The 17,835-nt window shown below is 55.9% G+C and carries 17 protein-coding genes; 15 read left to right on the top strand and 2 right to left on the bottom strand.

Going from position 1 to position 17,835, the window contains the following annotated elements; genetic code table 11:
• The first annotated feature begins 102 nt into the window (after positions 1-102).
• From ccoS to BN8_RS13165, 10 genes are all read left to right on the top strand, one after another.
• Positions 103-276: a cbb3-type cytochrome oxidase assembly protein CcoS gene (gene ccoS / locus BN8_RS13205; protein WP_009282387.1), complete on the top strand. Its 174-nt coding sequence runs from the start codon at positions 103-105 to the stop codon at positions 274-276.
• Between the two features lie 12 nt (positions 277-288).
• Positions 289-2,478, top strand: a complete 2,190-nt coding sequence (ccoN, locus tag BN8_RS13200) for a cytochrome-c oxidase, cbb3-type subunit I (RefSeq protein ID WP_009282386.1) — start codon at positions 289-291, stop codon at positions 2,476-2,478.
• A 92-nt stretch (positions 2,479-2,570) separates the two neighbouring features.
• Positions 2,571-2,741, top strand: a complete 171-nt coding sequence (locus tag BN8_RS33285) for a hypothetical protein (RefSeq protein ID WP_009282385.1) — start codon at positions 2,571-2,573, stop codon at positions 2,739-2,741.
• Positions 2,742-2,751: 10 nt separating this feature from the next.
• Positions 2,752-3,579 carry a cbb3-type cytochrome c oxidase N-terminal domain-containing protein gene (locus tag BN8_RS13195; protein ID WP_009282384.1) on the top strand — a complete coding sequence of 276 codons (828 nt, stop codon included), beginning with the start codon at positions 2,752-2,754 and terminating at the stop codon, positions 3,577-3,579.
• A 65-nt stretch (positions 3,580-3,644) separates the two neighbouring features.
• On the top strand, positions 3,645-5,258 hold the full coding sequence (locus tag BN8_RS33595; RefSeq protein WP_009282383.1) for a 4Fe-4S dicluster domain-containing protein: 1,614 nt from the start codon (positions 3,645-3,647) through the stop codon (positions 5,256-5,258).
• A gap of 70 nt (positions 5,259-5,328) precedes the next feature.
• Positions 5,329-5,757 carry a FixH family protein gene (locus tag BN8_RS13185; RefSeq protein ID WP_009282382.1) on the top strand — a complete coding sequence of 143 codons (429 nt, stop codon included), beginning with the start codon at positions 5,329-5,331 and terminating at the stop codon, positions 5,755-5,757.
• A complete protein-coding gene (locus BN8_RS13180) occupies positions 5,754-6,452 on the top strand; it encodes a sulfite exporter TauE/SafE family protein (protein WP_009282381.1) in 699 nt (232 codons plus the stop codon). The genes BN8_RS13185 and BN8_RS13180 overlap by 4 nt, the downstream gene beginning before the upstream one ends.
• A gap of 156 nt (positions 6,453-6,608) precedes the next feature.
• Positions 6,609-7,217 (top strand): hypothetical protein, encoded by a 609-nt coding sequence (locus BN8_RS13175; RefSeq protein ID WP_009282380.1) that lies wholly within the window; start codon positions 6,609-6,611, stop codon positions 7,215-7,217.
• A 14-nt stretch (positions 7,218-7,231) separates the two neighbouring features.
• Positions 7,232-8,377, top strand: a complete 1,146-nt coding sequence (locus BN8_RS13170; RefSeq protein WP_009282379.1) for a serine hydrolase domain-containing protein — start codon at positions 7,232-7,234, stop codon at positions 8,375-8,377.
• Positions 8,374-9,063, top strand: a complete 690-nt coding sequence (locus BN8_RS13165) for a hypothetical protein (RefSeq protein ID WP_009282378.1) — start codon at positions 8,374-8,376, stop codon at positions 9,061-9,063. Before BN8_RS13170 ends, BN8_RS13165 begins: the two co-directional genes overlap by 4 nt.
• Before the next feature lie 34 nt (positions 9,064-9,097).
• Here the strand turns inward: BN8_RS13165 and BN8_RS13160 are convergent, their stop codons facing one another.
• Positions 9,098-10,252 carry a M23 family metallopeptidase gene (locus BN8_RS13160; protein WP_009282377.1) on the bottom strand — a complete coding sequence of 385 codons (1,155 nt, stop codon included), beginning with the start codon at positions 10,250-10,252 and terminating at the stop codon, positions 9,098-9,100.
• Positions 10,253-10,527: 275 nt separating this feature from the next.
• On the opposite strand from BN8_RS13160, the gene BN8_RS13155 reads away from it, so the two are divergent.
• The 5 genes from BN8_RS13155 to BN8_RS13135 all read left to right on the top strand — a co-directional run bounded on the left by BN8_RS13155 (position 10,528) and on the right by BN8_RS13135 (position 17,029).
• On the top strand, positions 10,528-10,953 hold the full coding sequence (locus tag BN8_RS13155) for a hypothetical protein (RefSeq protein ID WP_009282376.1): 426 nt from the start codon (positions 10,528-10,530) through the stop codon (positions 10,951-10,953).
• A gap of 233 nt (positions 10,954-11,186) precedes the next feature.
• Entirely contained in the window at positions 11,187-12,218 is a 1,032-nt protein-coding gene (locus BN8_RS13150) for a sensor histidine kinase (RefSeq protein WP_009282375.1), read from the top strand.
• Positions 12,215-13,000, top strand: coding sequence for a LytR/AlgR family response regulator transcription factor (locus BN8_RS13145; protein WP_009282374.1), 786 nt, complete (start codon positions 12,215-12,217; stop codon positions 12,998-13,000). The genes BN8_RS13150 and BN8_RS13145 overlap by 4 nt, the downstream gene beginning before the upstream one ends.
• 129 nt (positions 13,001-13,129) lie before the next feature.
• Positions 13,130-14,671, top strand: coding sequence for a proton-conducting transporter transmembrane domain-containing protein (locus BN8_RS13140; protein WP_040005790.1), 1,542 nt, complete (start codon positions 13,130-13,132; stop codon positions 14,669-14,671).
• Between the two features lie 15 nt (positions 14,672-14,686).
• Positions 14,687-17,029 carry a DUF2309 domain-containing protein gene (locus BN8_RS13135; protein ID WP_009282372.1) on the top strand — a complete coding sequence of 781 codons (2,343 nt, stop codon included), beginning with the start codon at positions 14,687-14,689 and terminating at the stop codon, positions 17,027-17,029.
• On the opposite strand, the gene BN8_RS13130 is transcribed toward BN8_RS13135, so the two are convergent.
• On the bottom strand, positions 16,990-17,805 hold the full coding sequence (locus BN8_RS13130) for a universal stress protein (RefSeq protein ID WP_009282371.1): 816 nt from the start codon (positions 17,803-17,805) through the stop codon (positions 16,990-16,992). The genes BN8_RS13135 and BN8_RS13130 overlap by 40 nt on opposite strands.
• Between the last annotated feature and the right edge of the window lie 30 nt (positions 17,806-17,835).

Raw genomic sequence — 17,835 nt, 5'->3', positions numbered from 1 at the left:
TCCGTTACGTCCGCTCCTGAATTTTATCAGTCGACGGGCTGACCGGCATCATACATTGCCCACCTGATTCCCCTGACTTTTGAGGTACTAAATGCTCAGGGTATGTACATCATCTTTTTCATGATTGGTATTAGTCTGCTGATGGCACTGACGTTTCTGGGTGCCTTTCTGTGGTCGATGAAAACCGGTCAGCACGACGATCTGTATACGCCTTCGATCCGCATTCTGCTGGACGACGCTGAACCAACCACCTCTACCAATACCCCCGACAAATAGTCTGTTATCGCTATGAATGTTTCGCAGAAACCGCCCACGATTATCTCGCCTGACAGAACGCTGCTGGGACGGGAAGCCGCTCCCAACGTGGAGTATTTTGAGTATGACAACCGCATTGTCCGCAATTTTGCCATCGCCACCATCATCTGGGGATTGGTCGGGATGCTGGTCGGGGTGTTGATCGCCAGTCAGTTGTTTGCGCCGGCGGCTAACCTCGGCAACCAGTACACGACCTTCGGCCGGATTCGTCCGCTGCACACCAACGCGGTGATTTTCGCCTTCGTTGGCAACGCCATTTTCATGGGCGTGTACTACTCACTGCAACGGCTCTGCAAAGCCCGGATGTTCAGCGATCTGCTGAGTAGGATTCACTTCTGGGGCTGGCAGGCGATCATCGTTTCGGCCGCCCTGACCTTACCGCTCGGGTATACAACGTCAAAGGAATACGCTGAGCTGGAGTGGCCCATCGACATTGCCATTACGTTGATCTGGGTCGTATTCGGTGTCAATATGTTCGGGACAATCATCAAGCGTCGGGAACGGCACCTGTACGTAGCGATCTGGTTCTACATCGCCACGTTCATTACCGTAGCCGTGCTGCACCTCGTCAACTCGATGGAAATGCCAGTCAGCTTTTTGAAAAGCTATTCGATGTATGCCGGTGTTCAGGATGCCCTGGTGCAGTGGTGGTATGGCCACAACGCGGTGGCTTTCTTTCTGACGACGCCCTATCTGGGCATGATGTATTATTACCTGCCCAAGATGGCCAACCGCCCGGTGTACTCGTATAAATTATCGATTCTGCACTTCTGGGCCTTGATTTTCATCTACATCTGGGCCGGTCCGCACCACTTGCTGTATAGCTCGCTGCCGGATTGGGCGCAGTCGCTGGGGGTTGTGTTCTCGATCATGCTGATTGCGCCATCGTGGGGTGGGATGATCAACGGTTTGCTGACCCTGCGCGGTGCCTGGGATAAAGTACGCGAAGACGCCATCCTGAAGTTTATGGTCGTGGGCTTAACCGCCTACGGTATGGCTACCTTCGAAGGACCGATGCTGTCGCTGAAAAACGTGAACGCCATCGCGCACTTCACCGACTGGGTGGTGTCGCACGTACACGTTGGTGCGCTGGGCTGGAACGGCTTCCTGACGTTTGCGATTCTCTACTGGCTGATTCCGCGCATGTATCATACGCCGTTGTACTCGAAGAAGCTGCTTAATGCGCACTTCTGGATTGGTACGCTGGGCATCCTGTTCTACGCCGTTCCGATGTATATCTCCGGCTTTACGCAGGGCATGATGTGGAAAGAATTTACGCCCGACGGCGTCCTGAAATACCCGAGCTTCCTTGAAACGACGCTCCAGATTCTGCCGATGCACATGATGCGGGCGCTGGGCGGTACGCTTTATCTGCTGGGGGCAATCCTGATGGCCTATAACCTCTTCAAGACCATGGCCGTGGGTACTCTGACGGCCAACGAACCCGCCGAAGCGCCAGCCCTCGAACGTGCCTATACGCCAACCGGGCATGATACGTACTGGCACCGCTGGTTCGAACGCAAGCCGATGCCGCTGCTGCTAGGTTCGCTGGTCGTGATTCTGATCGGTTCACTGATCGAACTGGTGCCGACGTTCATGGTCGAGTCGAACGTCCCGACGATTGCTTCCGTACAACCCTACACCCCGCTGGAAGTACAGGGCCGCGACCTCTACATCCGCGAGGGCTGCGTCAACTGCCACAGCCAGTTGGTTCGGCCGTTCCGCAGCGAAACCGAACGCTACGGCGACTACTCGAAAGCCGGTGAGTTTGTCTACGATCACCCGTTCCTGTGGGGGTCGAAACGGACCGGTCCCGACCTGCACCGCGAAGGGGGGAAGTACCCGGATTCCTGGCACTACCACCACATGCGCGAACCGGGGTCCATGTCGCCGGGATCGATTATGCCGGCCTACCCGTGGCTGTTGACACAGCAACTGGATGTGTCCAATACGTCGGATAAACTACGGGCTTTGCAAAAAGTAGGCGTGCCGTACGACGATCAGACGATCACCTACGCCAACGACGACCTGAAGACGCAGGCTCAGGGCATCAGCGACCGACTGGCTAAGGAAGGCATCAAGGTGCAGTCTGACCGCGAAATCGTAGCCCTCATTGCTTACCTACAACGGCTGGGGACGGATATTAATAAACTGGAAAAATAATGCGTGGGGGCGAAGGGCATAGGGGTTGGGGCGTGGGGTAAAACCACCCTTAGCCCCCAGCCCCCAGCCCTAAGTCCCAAACCAAAAAAGCTATGTTCAAGCAATTCATTTCCAGGCTTCCCGGAGCCGACGTATACATGGTCACCTCCTTTCTGACCTTCCTTGTTTTCTTCTGCCTGGTTGGGCTGTATCTGGTGCTGGTCGATCGCAGGCACATCGACCAGGTTAGTCGCCTGCCTTTAGACGATACTATCGACGCTTAAGCTTACCACCATGAACACTATACCACGTTTACTCCTGATGGCTCCCGATACTGCCTCATCGTCTATTTGGAATCTTAAAACGGGCGAGGATCTCTTTGTAGTGTCTGTCTTACTGATCATTCTGGCCGGATGCGCCATACTGGCCGTTGCTACTTTGCATTTGTACCTGAGCGTCCGCCCTCTGATTCAGCCAGCCGATGCCGCTAAAGAGAAACGGACGTTCTGGCAAAGCCTGACCGGCCTGAAGCCGTTGAGTCAGGAGCGTGAGCTGATGATGGAACACGCGTACGATGGCATCAGCGAACTGGATAATCCCACTCCGCCCTGGTTCATGTATCTGTTTTACAGCACCATCGGCTTCGCGGCTATTTACCTGCTGGTCTTCCACGTCATCGGTACGGGCAACATCATGGAGCAGGAATACACGCAGGAGGTAGCCATCGCGGAGAAACAGCGGGAGGAGTACATCAAAAAAGTGGCCGGTTCCATCAACGAGAATACGGTGACGCTGCTGAAAGACACCAAAAGTGTTGAATCGGGTAAGGTGTTGTACGATCAGTACTGCACGGCCTGCCACGGAGCCAACGCCGAAGGTAAGGTTGGCCCGAACCTGACCGACGAGTACTGGCTGCACGGTGGTGATGTCAAAGCAGTATTTCACACGGTTACGGAGGGGGTGCCCGAGAAAGGTATGATCTCCTGGAAGAAGCAATTGAATCCGCTTCAGATTCAGCAGGTGACGAGCTACGTGCTGTCATTGCAGGGGACTAACCCCCTGGGAGCCAAAGAACCGCAGGGCGAAAAACAGACTACAGGCACTCCGGTAGCTATGCGATAACCTGGTCAACGGTTCTGGTTTGGCAGGTTGAAACCTGATCCATTAAACTTCTCAACACGAAACATATGGAATCCCACGTAGCCTCTGCTTCCCTTTCGTTCCGCGACCGCGTGCCCAACGCCGATGCCAAAGGCGGGCGACGGTGGTTGTATCCGCGACTCGCGAAGGGGCGGTTCTACCGCTGGCGTACTATCCTGGCGTGGCTGCTGCTGGCCGCTTTGTTTGCCGGGCCGTTTGTCTGGGTAGATGGGCATCCGCTGTTTCTCTTCAACGTGCTGGAGCGCAAATTCATCTTTTTCGGCGTTGCGTTCTGGCCGCAGGATTTTCATCTGGTAGCTATTGGTTTATTGACGTTCATTACGTTTGTTGCCCTGTTTACGGTCGTCTACGGCCGGGTCTGGTGTGGCTGGGCGTGCCCGCAAACGATCTTCATGGAAATGATTTTTCGTAACATCGAAGAGCTGATCGAAGGGGATTTCAAGGCCCGCCAACGGCTGGACGCAGCTCCGTGGACATCCGAAAAGATTGTAAAAAAGGCAGCTAAACACAGTGTCTTCTTCCTGATCTCGTTCGTCATCAGCAATACGTTTCTGGCGTATATCATCGGGCGGGATCAGTGGTTGACGCTCGTAACCGACGATCCGACCCAACATCTCGGCGGTCTGGCGGCAATCCTGGTTTTTACGGGGGTGTTTTACCTGGTGTTCGCCAGACTCCGGGAGATCGTCTGCACTACAATCTGTCCCTACGGTCGCCTACAGGGGGTTCTGCTCGACAGGAACTCCCTGGTCGTCGCCTACGATTACCTTCGGGGTGAGCCGCGCGGGAAGAAGCAAAGGGCAGGGGGCACGGAGCAAGGGGCAGGGAGCAGGGGGCAAGGGGCGCAGGGTAAAACCTGTAAGGTCAACCCAGTACCCCACGTTCTCAGCCCCACGCTCTCAGCCCCCAGCCCCTTGCCCCATGCTCTCAGCTCCACGCTCCCAACCCCCAGCCCGTTGCCCCACGCCCTCAGCACTACGCTCTCAGCCCCCAGCCCCCAGCCCCCTGCGCAAAGCACCCCTGCCGCGCGCGGCCATTGCGTGGACTGTAAACTCTGCGTGCAGGTCTGCCCGATGGGGATTGACATTCGAAACGGTACTCAGCTCGAATGCATCAATTGCACGGCCTGCATGGATGCCTGCGACGATGTAATGACGAAAATTGACCGGCCGACCGGCCTGATCCGTATCGATTCGGTCGCGGGTATCGAGCATCGCCAACCCGTGCGGTTCAACGGTCGAATGGCGGCCTACAGTGCCGTGCTGGCGGCTTTGGTTGGCGTACTCGTGTTTCTGCTCGTCAGCCGGGCGACGGTCGAGGTGACGGTATTGCGGGCGCCGGGGCAATTGTTTCAGCGGGAAGCCAATCGCCAGGTATCGAATCTGTACCTCATCGAGCTGGTCAATAAAACGTATCAAACGAAGCCGATTCGTTTCAGGCTCAACCATCCCGAGGCCACATTACGTTTCGTACAACCAATTATGCAGGCACCGGCCAATGAGCTAACCAAAGGCACATTTTTCATCCTGCTGCCCGAAAAAAACATCCGTCAAAACAGCACCCCGATTGAGATTGAGGTACTGTCGGGCGACAAGGTGGTAGATAAAGTCAGGACAAGTTTTCTGGGACCTGTTCAATGAGCGAAAGAGTGATCCATACTCTACCAAACATTCACTCTTTCGCTCATTCACTCATTCGCTCTTTAAACCAATGAACTGGGGAAAAAGCATAGTACTAACCTTCATCCTGTTTGCCGGCTTTATTGGCAGCATGGTGTTTCTGATGAGTCGTCAGCGGGTGGATCTCGTCCGCGACGATTACTACCAGGACGAACTGAACTTTCAGCGGCAGATCAACCGGATTAACAATGCGGCTACGTGGAACACAGATACGGCCATCACGTATCAGCCTCAATGGCAGCAGGTTATTGTTAAACTTCCGGCATCAAGCCGCAGGGGCATCGTAACGTTCTACCGCCCGGCCGACCGACGCTTGGACGTTAGCGTACCGATTGCCGATCATGCATCGAACGGGCGGGCGGTTTCAACGGCTTCGCTGGCCAAAGGCTACTGGCGCATACAGATTACGTGGTCAGACGGTGAGCAGGAATACTACGCCGAAAAAGACTTGTTCTTATGAATACCCTCTGGTGGACCGCGGCTTTCATGACTGGCCTGGCCGGTAGTCTGCACTGCGTCGGTATGTGTGGCCCGCTGGCCATGGCCTTGCCGCTGGGCCGCTTACCCCGTTGGCAACGCCCGTGGGGACTCCTGATGTACCACGCCGGTCGAATTGGGGCCTACGCCGGTTTGGGGGCCGTATTTGGTTTGTTGGGGCAGGGTTTACTACTGATCAGTCTGCAACGACCCGTTTCCATCGGGGCCGGATTGCTTTTGGTGGTCTGGGGGCTGACAGGTACAACCAGCAGCCCACTGAGCCGGTGGATGCCGCAACGGACCGGTTTGTCGTCTGCCCTAGGGCGGCTCCTTACTCAGCCTAAACCGGGTGCCTGGCTGGTCATGGGCTTTCTGAACGGCCTGCTGCCCTGTGGCTTTGTGTACGTAGCGCTGGCCGGTACGTTGGCCACCTCCCATCCACTGGCAGGAATGAGCTACATGATCAGCTTTGGCCTGGGTACATTGCCTGCCCTGCTCGGCGTTCGGGTACTGACGGCTTATCTGTCGCTGCCGCTACGTCGGCAATTCAGCCGGGTACTGCCGGTTGTTACAGTACTGCTGGGTACGTGGCTGCTGATTCGGGGCCTGGGTGTGTATCCGACAATTCAGCACGGCCCGGTTGACGATGTGAAGGAAATTCCGCTTTGTCATGGGTAGGTGAACGTGCAAGGGGTTGTTTTCGATGCCCTTTCCGCGGGCAACTGTTCAGGTGAAAAACCGGACGGTTCGCGTTTCATTTCCGCCGATTCAAACGAGCCCCGGTCCGCTTCGGCAGGCTGGGGCTTAGTTTTGGCCGAACAACCAACAACTACCATGAACATCTTTAGCAAGCTCACGTTGGTGCCGGTACTTCTGGCCGCCCAGACAGGCATAGCCCAGGATCGGTCATCACCACCCGCATCGCGACCACTGACGGTTTCCGTATTTTCAGAATCAGTCAGTCTGCCAACGTTCCGCGGTTTTCTGCGTAAACCCAATGTTGGTGTGCGCATCGGTACCGAGTTTTATTACCGCAATCGCCCCGGTTCCCAACTGATTCAAACGCTGAACGTCGGTTTCTACCACCACCGGAACGTCCACAGTGGGCTGTACCTGAACACCGAGTTCGGCTACCGGAAATTCATCGGCAACCTATACGCCGAGGGTTTTATCGGTGTAGGTGGACTTGGCCTGTCGCAGCAGCTACGCAGTTATCAGCGTACCGAAACCGGCGATTACAAACCCGCTTCCCGGTTTCTGGTTCGGGTTATGCCTTCCGTCAGTGCGGGCGTTGGCTATCGTTTCCGGCCACAGTCGGAAACACCGGTTAGTGTGTTCGCCCGGTACGAACTGTTTGGCGAGACGCCCTTCAGCAACCGGGGCGTTCCTGTGCTGCCGCATTCGGCTTTCCACATCGGCACGCGCTTTTTGGTCCACCCTTAATTCCGAACGACCTGATGAAAACAACATACGTATTTGCATCGCTGCTCGCCCTGCTCGTTGGTTGTGAGCCGCTGGACGTACCACAAAGCCCAACGGAACCCTGTTCGCCGGTTTCGTATGCGAACCATCCCCGCCACCAGACCTACCTGACCGAATTGCAACAATACCGCCAGAAATCGAACGCGCCGGGTAGTATCCTGCTGATTCAGAAGCCAGGCGAACCGCGCTGGATCGGGGCCGTCGGCAAGTCGAATCTGGAACACCAGACGGACATACAAGTCTGTGACCAGTTTCGCGTGGGTAGCATTACCAAGATGTTTGTGGCGGTGGCCGCGCTGAAGTTACAGGAGCAGGGTAAGCTGCGGTTCGATGACCGGCTGGCTACGCTGCTGCCCGGTACAGCAGATCGGATTCCCCAGGCCGATCAGATTACCCTCCGGCACCTGCTGTCGCACACCAGTGGTATCGTTGATCCGCCCAACGAAAGCATTGCCTATCAGTTGTCTATTGTCGATGATTACCAGGAGCGCTTCAGCCTGACGACCGGGCAGTTACTGACGAAGTACGTGTACGGCAAGTCGTTACACTTTGCACCCGGTAGCGGCTGGAGCTACAGCAACGCTAACTACTGGCTGCTGGGGCAGATTATCGAGCAGAAAACCGGACAGCGGCTGCATGACGTATTGGATGACTGGATTTTCAGGCCGCTGGGCATGAACGATACGTATCTGGAGGTGCGTGATGATCGCAACGTCGTCCGGGGTTACGCTGATCTCTACGGAAATGGCCGGTTATACGACGTGAGCCACTGGGATCGGGCCGACAGCGATGGAGAAGCCGACGGCGGTATTATCTCGACGGCCGCTGACCTGGCCACGTTTGCCGACGCGCTGTTCAACGGGAAGCTGCTGACCGAAAGCGCTCTGTCGGAGATGATCAAGCCCACGTTACTGCCGACCTGCCCCAACGGCGATTGCGAGTATGGTCTGGGCGTAGAGCACTGGAAAACGGGGTTGGGAACCGCCTACGGCCACAATGGTGGGTCGGTGGGTATAGAGGCCAATTTGCTGTTCTTTCCGAAAAACAAGGGGATATTTGTCCTTTATAAAAACAACGGTAACGGCTCCGACAAGAGCCTGATGGATCGTGTAATGCCATGAAAACGTCGCCTGCTTCCCTCAGACTGTATGCCGCCTTTATTCTGCTGACGGTCGTTACGGCCCTGATCGGTTCTACCCTGACGGCTCCGGCTATCCGCCTGTTCGGCGTCGATGGGGTACTGCTGGTTGCGCTAGGTGGACTGGGGATCTGGCTGGCACCCCGGACTGGGTTTGCCGATCTGCTGGATGCCCGCGTGAGCGGCTGGCAACGGTTCGGTCGTCCGCTGCTGATCGGGTTAGGGTTTGGTCTCGCCGACCTGCTGATGTACAAACTGGTGATGCACCCGCAGCCCGTTACGTCGCTGACGCCCTTCATGCAGCCGTTTCCGTACTCGATTCTGCTCTACGGATCAGGGGCGCTCTACACCGACTGCCTGTACCGGCTCATTCCAATTCCGTTGCTGATGTGGCTGATTGGGCGATTTCTGCTTCATGACCAAAAAAACGAACGGTTGTTCTGGGTACTGGCCGGGCTGACGTCGCTCGTGGAGCCCCTGGAGCAGCTTATCACCGACTCGCCGGGGCTGATCATCTACAGCTTCGGTACGGGCTACGCCATGAACTTGCTACAGGCCATTTTCTTCCGACGCTACGGTTTCCTGGCCGGGCTGTCGATCCGGCTGGGACACTATGCCCTCTGGCATGTCGGCTTTGGCTTAGCGGTAGAGCTGCGACTAGGGGTGTAAGCTGAATTTTTACGACTTGTGAACGTTGCAGGTATCAATTGAACTGAATAACCTGATTAGGCCCGGGGCGTTCCTGATGAATATCTGTGTTTTGCTGGGGGCTCGGGGGTTGCCAGCGCGATTTGCCAAACGTAGTGAAGTCCTCGTATTCTCCCAACAGTCTAAAATGGTCAAAGACAAAGGGAACACCTTCGGCTCCCAATGGTGAGTCGTTGTCGGCAACATGTAGGTGTAAATGAGGGCCTGTTGTTTGTCCGGTGAAACCAACCCTGGCAATAACAGTCCCCTTTTTTACCATTTGACCCGGTTTAACCTGAATACCCCCCGGTTTCAAGTGTTCGTAAAATACGTACCGATCCGGCGCAATTTGCAGGGAGATGTAGTTACCCGTGGCTGATTCGGCCGGATAGGCTGGATGTTTTGATAAGGTTACACTTTCGGAGAAGTCGTTCCGTACCGAACTTATAGTTCCATCGGCGACGGCCAGAACAGGCTGATCGTACCCGTACCAGTGCACAATGGAGTCCTGATCGCCGACCGTTTGCTGTCCATCTTTATTAAGTTTGATAAAATCGATAGCAAACCGCCCCGGAATTCGTTCTGTCCCATTTTTTGAATACAAGACCCGACGGTGGCCCCGCTTCCAGAACGGATTGTAAACCGCAGCCCAGGGACCACCCCGCAAAGGAGGTCCCAGGATAAGCGGGGCATGCGTTTCGGGCTTGACGACGCCCCCCTGCATCGCTCCGTTTTGCAGACCAGTTGGCGAATTGACTGCGTATGAAATCCTGTGGTTCAGTTCCGAAGGTAAGGGCTTGCCTTTCAATACCAACTCCACATAAAGTATCGCCGGCCTATCAGGCACAAGACTGATTACTTCGGACGTATCCGAACGATGGTCAGTCATACTGAGCCGGTTTCGAAGGGCATCCGGCTGGTAGACAGAGAGAACGTTGGGTGGACTAAGGACTTCAATCTTATGTAGTCGGATGGCCTGAGCGGATCGGTTGGTCAGGTGCAGTTCATAGTAAAGCGTAGTTTCCCCCTGAATACGTACCGGCGACGGCTGACAAGGTACCCGCAGCTCAAGGGAAGGGTGAGGAAATGATTCGTTGGTGATGTTCCCGCGTTGGCCTTCGCAAATAGCCGCTGCGAACAAAAGAATGGTAAAGAGTAGGGTCTGAGTCATGGTGCTTTAGGGACGAAGCCTACGCCGGGCAACTAAATTTACGTCACTTATTCCGCAGAAAAGCAGTTGGCTGGCAACATTCCTGCTACGGACACTGGCTCTTTCTGCCGGATACACCCTCCCTGATGCGGGCTATTTACCATTCAGCCCCTCTTTACAACACTTCGTACGGAATTCTGACCGACTCAACAATATCCCTATGAATGAGTGCCTTACGTAGCGCTACCTTTGAATCGTAAACAGCAAACAACACACACAACCAAACAACAAATACAATGAAAACCTTCCTGAAATCTGCGTTATTGGCCCTCATCCTGTTAGGTGCTTTTGGTGCCATCCTGTTTCTGACTGCCGAAGCGGCTAACGCCCGGCCGATGAATGATCCTGCGCTGACAAACCCGACGGCCCCGGCGGCTGTCCGGTCGATGATCTTCCCGTCTAAATCAGCAGCCGTCGTGAACGTTATCGTTGATCAACCTGCCGGTGAGCGCTCATACGTGCAGGTGCTCGACGAAGAGGGTAACGTACTGGCTACGCAGGTGACGAACCGCAAAGCGGGGGCCTACCACGTTAAATTCAACGTAGCGCAATTGCCCGCCGGTAAATTCCGGATCGTGGTGCAGAACAAAGCCAATGAAACCAAACACAACTTTGAGATTGCACAGCCGGTACCGGCAACGCGCCTGATCAGCTTGAACTAAGCCACCCGAGTCCTTCCATTCACAGGCGGCAATCCGGCAGGATTGCCGCTTTTTTTACAGTACGCTGATCAAGCCATCGTTCGTACGATTCGCAACAGATTTCCGACGCTTTAAACGCGCTGCGTGTCGTAACCGCCACGGGTTATGTAGCTTTGACGAGCCAACGTTCCGGAACGCGCACTCAGACAGCAGCGAATCCGCAGGGACGGGCTCTATTTGTTAGCCGACGCTGTATGAATTCGTTGAATGATCGAACATTACGTATCCTGGGGCCGCTGGTTCTCTGGGCGGTAGCTACGGTCTTTTTTAATATATCGACCCTGATCAGTTCGGAGATCAGCCAGTGGCGCTTCATAACCTACGGTATCTTTACGCTGTACCTGTCGTGGTTTGTCATTCGGTGGCTGGTTCTGCTGGCACAGCGTCGGTATGCCGGTCTGGAACGTACGAATCAGCGGCTTATCTGGCTGGGCGTTGTAGGGATACCCGTAACAGCCCTGCTGGTTGGTGCCAGGCTCCTGTTGACTCGTTACTACGTATTCGCAGACGCGGCTACGTGGGAGCCCGGCGATATTCCATTCATGTACGGTGTGGGGCTGTTTTATTTTACCATCATTGTATCCATCTACGAAGCCCGTTATTTTTTTCGCCACTGGCTGCAAACCAAACGACAGGCGGAGGAACTGCAGCGAACGCAGCTCGAAATTCAGTTGAGTCTGCTCCGGACGCAGGTACAGCCGCATTTTCTGTTCAACAGCCTGAACACCCTGCAGGCGCTGGTCAAAACCAATGAAAACAGCAAAGCGGTGCAGTTTATCGGCGATCTGGCACAGGTGTACCGGTACCTGCTTCAGAGCAACGAACAGCCGCTTATTTTGCTCGAAGACGAACTGGCCTTCACGCATGCTTACCTGAACCTGCTGAAAACCCGTTTTGACGAAGGCCTGCGGGTCGACGTAGGGATTGATCCGGCCTACCGGGCCTACCGGCTTCCGCCATTAACCCTGCAACTGCTGGTCGAGAATGCGGTCAAGCATAATATCGTATCGGCCAGTCGGCCGCTGACAATCTCGATTCGCAGCCACGGTAATCCGACGCTGGTCGTTCGGAATAATCTGCAACGGAAAGCGCGGGCCGACGTAGCGTCGGATAAGAAGGGCCTGCTCACGATTACCCAGAAATACCGACTGCTGGGCCACGATACGGTCCTGATCGAGGAAACACCCGATTTTTTCACCGTCGAAGTACCCCTGATTGCCCCATGACGATCCTGATTATTGAAGATGAGACCCTGGCCGCCCGGCAATTGCAGGCCATGATCCGGGACTATGACCCTGCGGTCACCATCCTGGCTACCCTCGATAGCGTTGAGGAAGCTACGGCCTGGTTCAGGCAACACGAGCCGCCCGATCTGCTGTTGGCCGATATTGAACTTGTGGATGGACAGAGCTTTGAGGTATTTGAGCGGGTTGAGGTGCGCTGCCCGGTGATTTTCACGACGGCCTACGATGAATACGCGCTCCGGGCCTTTCGGGTCAACAGCGTCGATTACCTGCTCAAACCCATCGATGAAGCGTCGTTGCGCCGAAGTCTGACCAAATTCAGCGACCTGCGCAAATTATATGGCCAACCGAACCCGGCCGCCGATCTGCGGGCGCTGGTAGCGGCTTTTCGGACGCCAACGCCCACCGACAGCGCTACGCCGACCTATACCGAACGGTTTCTGCTCAAACAGGGATCCAGGCTGATACCGGTGGAAGTAGGCGACATGGCCTATTTCTACACGGAAGACCGGCTGACGTTTGTCCGGACCTGGGATGGCCGGTCGCTGGTTGTCGATTACAAACTGGACGAACTGGTTCAGAAACTGAATCCACGCCACTTTTTCCGGGCTAATCGCCAGTTCATCATTCACGCCAGATCCGTTGACCGGGTTCATCTGCACTTCAACGGGCGATTGAAACTGGATCTGAGACCAGCTATAGCCGAAGATGTTTTTATCAGCCGCGAACGGGCTGGCGAATTCCGGTCGTGGATGGGAGATTAATGGACTATAAACGATAATTTATGGTACAAAAAGAGTTGTATAAGTTTTGCTTATGCAGCTTATAAAAAAGATTCGTTTTTCTGCGATTGGCAGCGCATATAGTTTTGAGCGTCAATAACAGAAAAGCGAATGAATTATCTTCTTGGTGTCCTTTCTCAACCGTTGATTCAGTACAGTCTGCTCATCGGGTTACCTATGCTGGGAGCGGTTGGCAATGGGCTCTTTTTTCGTCGACAAGCCAATAAAGGGGCTCGGTTTGCCACATGGCTGATTTGGCTCGGTTGGGGAGGAGCCGTAGCGGGATTAATCGGTACGGCAATGAATTCCGCCGAAGAACCGGTGGCCGGGCTGCGGGGCGATGCGCTGTCGTGGGTAATGGCTACACTTATTCTGTTCGTCAGCGGCATTGTTCACCAATTTTCGATACGCTATCTGGCCGGCGACCGGAACTATCACCTGTATTTTATCTTGCTCTCGGGCATAACCAGTTCGGCGCTGCTGATGGTGCTGGCCGATCATCTGGGCTTGCTGCTGGCAGGGTGGGGAATCAGTAACCTGCTGCTGGTCCGGCTGATGATCCATAAAACAGGCTGGCGGGCGGCTTACCAGTCCGGCTTGCTGGCATTGCAGGTTCTTTTTGTAGGCTTCTTCTTTCTGGCTATCGCGTTCGGTATCCTGACGACCACCTTCGGGACAACGTCTATTCAGGCCCTGCTACACACGGATCTGAGTACGGTCGACCCAAATGCGCTGATCTCGGCTTTGCTCATCATCACACTCGCGGCCATGACCCAGTCGGCCTTGCTGCCCTTCCACCGCTGGCTGACCAGTTCGCTTAATTCCCCAACGCCGGTGTCGGCCCTGATGCACGCGGGATTAGTCAACGGGGGCGGGTTTTTGCTCGTTCGGTTTGCACCGTTGTTTCTGGCCCAGCATGGCCTGCTATACGTACTGTTCACGGTAGGGGTAATCACGGCGGTGGTCGGAACATGCTGGAAACTGATCCAGCCGGATGTGAAACGGATGCTGGCCTGCTCTACCATGGGTCAAATGGGGTTCATGGTCATGCAGTGCGGGCTGGGGTTGTTCCCGGCGGCCGTTGCGCACCTGTGCTGGCATGGGTTGTTCAAAGCATTTCTGTTCTTAAGCGCGGGGGCCGTATTGCAGGAAAAACGCCGACCCATTGAGGAGCGGACCAGCAGCCTGACCGTCTTTCTGCTGGCCTGTCTGGGTGGCCTGTCTGGTGCGTATGGCTTCGCGCTGGTCAGTGAGAAGCCCTTTCTGGCAGGCAATACCACGGCTGTTCTGATCGGATTCGCGTTCATTGCCACGACCCAGGTGGCGCAAACCATTCTGGCCAGCGGGCGCTTGGGCAGCCGACTTATCCCAGCGGTAGGGCTAGCCTTTGTGTCGGGTTGTCTCTACGGGGCCAGTGTGCATCTCATAGAAACGTTGCTCCAGCCGCTTGGCATTTCCGGGCCTCAGCCGTTGAACAGCCTGCACCTGACAGCGCTCGGCCTGATGGGGCTGATCTGGCTGAGCATGAACCTGAAGCCGCTGGCTGCCCTGCAGGCTACGCGTTTCTGGGCGTATCTGTACGTCCTGGCGCTGAATGGTAGCCAGCCTGATCCGGCTACAACAACGCCGACCCGTACGACCTATCAATTTTAACCGACACCTGAATACATGAATGCAAAGATTATGCAGGCGCAAACCACGTTTCAGCCTACCGTACCGTTAGCCGTGGCCGTCGACCGGGCCGAGATTCGATCAAAAGTTGCCAAAGCCGCTACCCTGATTGCGCCCGTATGGCCCCTCCGGACGTTTATTGCCTGTAATCCGCTGCAGGGACTCGAATCCCTGCCGTTTGAAGAAGCCCTTGCTGATGGAGCCCGTTTCTTTCAACAGCCACCTGTGTCGCCGGAGCTGGAAGCGGTTAACCTTCAGGTAATCAAATGGAGCATGGTGTTCATGGACGACGGGCAGGCCACGATTACCATGCCGAACCGACACAAAGGCTTCTACCGGGCGTGGAAAGACCTGGCCCGTTTTGACGACCAGTTGCATCAGCATAACCGGGCTGCAAAAGCCTGGCTGAAGGCCCTGCCCGAGAAGGCTGAGGACGCTCTGTTGCTGAGCCTGGATCGGTTGAACGTACCCAAAGCAGAGCACGAATCGTTCCTGAAACAAACCCTGACGTATCTGCCCGGATGGGCGGGGTACATCAAATGGCGGGCTCAGGAACAGTCGGCTTCGCACGTAGCTAACCCGGCTACGCTGGCTGATTTTCTGGCGGTGCGGCTGGCCATTACCTGCGTGATGTGGCCGGAAGCGGGTCGGAAACCGCTGGGTTCGCAACGGCCTCAGGGTACCGTATCGCAAACCGTTGCCCGGCTCGAAAACGCCGAAACAACGTATCGGAACGCGCTGCTGGAGACGTTGATGAATTCAGCGCATCACCTCGCCAGGCCCACAAAGCGGCCCGATGCGCAACTGGTGTTCTGCATCGATGTTCGGTCGGAACCGTTTCGTCGCCGACTGGAAGCGCTGGGAGCCTACGAAACGCTGGGGTTCGCCGGGTTTTTCGGATTGCCGGTTCGGTTGCATGATTTCAGTACGGGAAAAGCCCATGATGCCTGCCCGGTTTTGCTCAAGCCCCGTCATGATATTCACGAAAAACCGGTGGCCGACCATGCCGGTCAGGTAATCCGTTTTCAACGTGGTAAGCGCATCATGACCCTGTTGAAGGGGTTTTATGAGGACCTTAAGTATAATTTTGCTACGCCGTTTGCACTGGTCGAAACGCTCGGCGCGGTCTGTGGGTTGTTGATGCTGGGCCGTACGCTGGCACCCGTGGTGAGTGCGAACGGTCGGCGGATGCTCAACGAAACGGTCCGGCCGCCGTTGCCGACGGAACCCGATGTAGAGGGCGCTCACCCGGAACACGGCATTGCACTCAATGAGCAGGCAACCTACGCCGAAACGGCCCTGCGCCTGATGGGGCTGACCCGCAACTTCGGAAAGCTGGTCGTTTTCTGTGGGCATGGGGCGGCTACCCAAAACAATCCGTATGCGTCGGCGCTCGATTGTGGGGCTTGTGGTGGTAACCACGGCGGCCCGAACGCCCGAATACTGGCTACTCTGTTGAATACCCCCCAGGTCAGGGCTCGTCTGGCAGAAAATGGCATTCGCATCCCGATCCATACGGTGTTTATGGCCGCCGAACACAATACCACCACCGACGCCGTGACGCTCTACGAAGCCGCCGATGCTGACCGGTACCACCTGCCGGTTCTGCTCCGGCTGAAACGGGACTTGGCGGCTGCGCAGGCGGCCAATAGTGCGGCCCGTTATCAGACATTCGGGCCAAGCGCTGACGGGCGCGATCCGATGCGTGAAACCCTCCGCCGAAGCAGCGACTGGGCCGAGGTTCGCCCGGAATGGGGGCTGGCACGCAATGCAGCCTTGATCGTGGGACCGCGTTGGCTTACGCAGGACCTTGATCTGGAAGGTCGTTGCTTCCTGCACTCGTATAACTGGGAGCAGGATACGGACCTGTCGTCGCTGCAAACCATCCTGACCGCACCGATGATCGTAGCGCAGTGGATCAACAGCCAGTATCTGTTCTCGACCCTCGACAATGTAGCCTACGGCAGTGGGAGTAAAATAACCCACAACGTAGCGGGCAAGCTGGGTGTGATGCAGGGCAATGCCAGCGACCTGATGCAGGGGTTGCCGTTGCAATCAGTGAACCGTACTGACGATACCCCGTACCACGAGCCCCAGCGGCTGCTCACGGTCGTTTATGCGCCCCGGCATTGTATCGACATGATCATTCAGAGCCAGGGCAAACTGCAAACCCTGTTTCTGAACGGCTGGGTAACGTTGGTAGCGATCGAACCGCTGGAAAACTGTGCTTATCGGTTGGATCGGCTGGGGGAGTGGCAACGCTGGAACCCGGATCAGTCTACACAGCCCGTGAGTGATACCTATGCCACCGGCATGACCAACACCGGTATCGTCGCGTGATTGATGACATCTTCGGCTACGCTGCCGCTGACGAGGTGCCAGAAGCCGCTTTTCTGGTGCGTAAACAGCAGAATGAGATCGGCTCCCCGGCTTTCGGCAAAGTGGATAATGCCATCCGGTACGTTGCTGTCGGCGAAAATCGTTAGTTCGTAATCGGTAATCTGTCTGGCTGCGGCAAAGTCAGCCATCCACTGCCGGATGCCATCAGTAACCCGGGAGTCGGTCGGAGTCATGACGTATACGAACTGCCGAACGCCGTCGCCGAGGTGAAACGGCCAGGCGGGGTGGGATTTTAGCACGTCATCCGTATCAATAGCGCAGACAGGGTTTTTTGGGTCGAAGGAACCTGCCTGTTCTTTAATGATAAGCACCGGGCAGTGCGCCTGTTGCATCACATGTTCGGCGTTGGAACCGAACAGCCACTCTTCCAGACCGGATGAGCCGTGCGATGCCATCACGATCAGGTCGGCGGGCTGATCGGCCAGCATACCGAAGAGCCCCTGTTCACTACGTTTCACCAGGGGGCGGATGGTAACATCCGTAAAGTCGGGGCGTTGGCAGATCGCAGCCAGTTGGGCTTCGACCTCATGTTCCCGGTCGTCGAGGTAGGCCGCAATTGCGCCCGGTGCCTCGGTCAGGACGGGGTCAACGATCGCAAAAGGCAGGTAATGAGCCAGGGTGATTTCAGCTCCGTATTGGCGAGCCAGATGTGCTGCCACCGACAGAGCGCGATTCGCGAGTTCGCTGAGATCTGTAGGAACCAGAATGCGTTTCATGACTAAATGATGGGGTTAGTGGACGAATTT

The organism is Fibrisoma limi BUZ 3 (assembly GCF_000296815.2).
Lineage (GTDB): Bacteria > Bacteroidota > Bacteroidia > Cytophagales > Spirosomataceae > Fibrisoma > Fibrisoma limi.
Note: the sequence above shows the minus strand (reverse complement) of the source record. Positions and strands in the feature narration are given on the sequence as shown.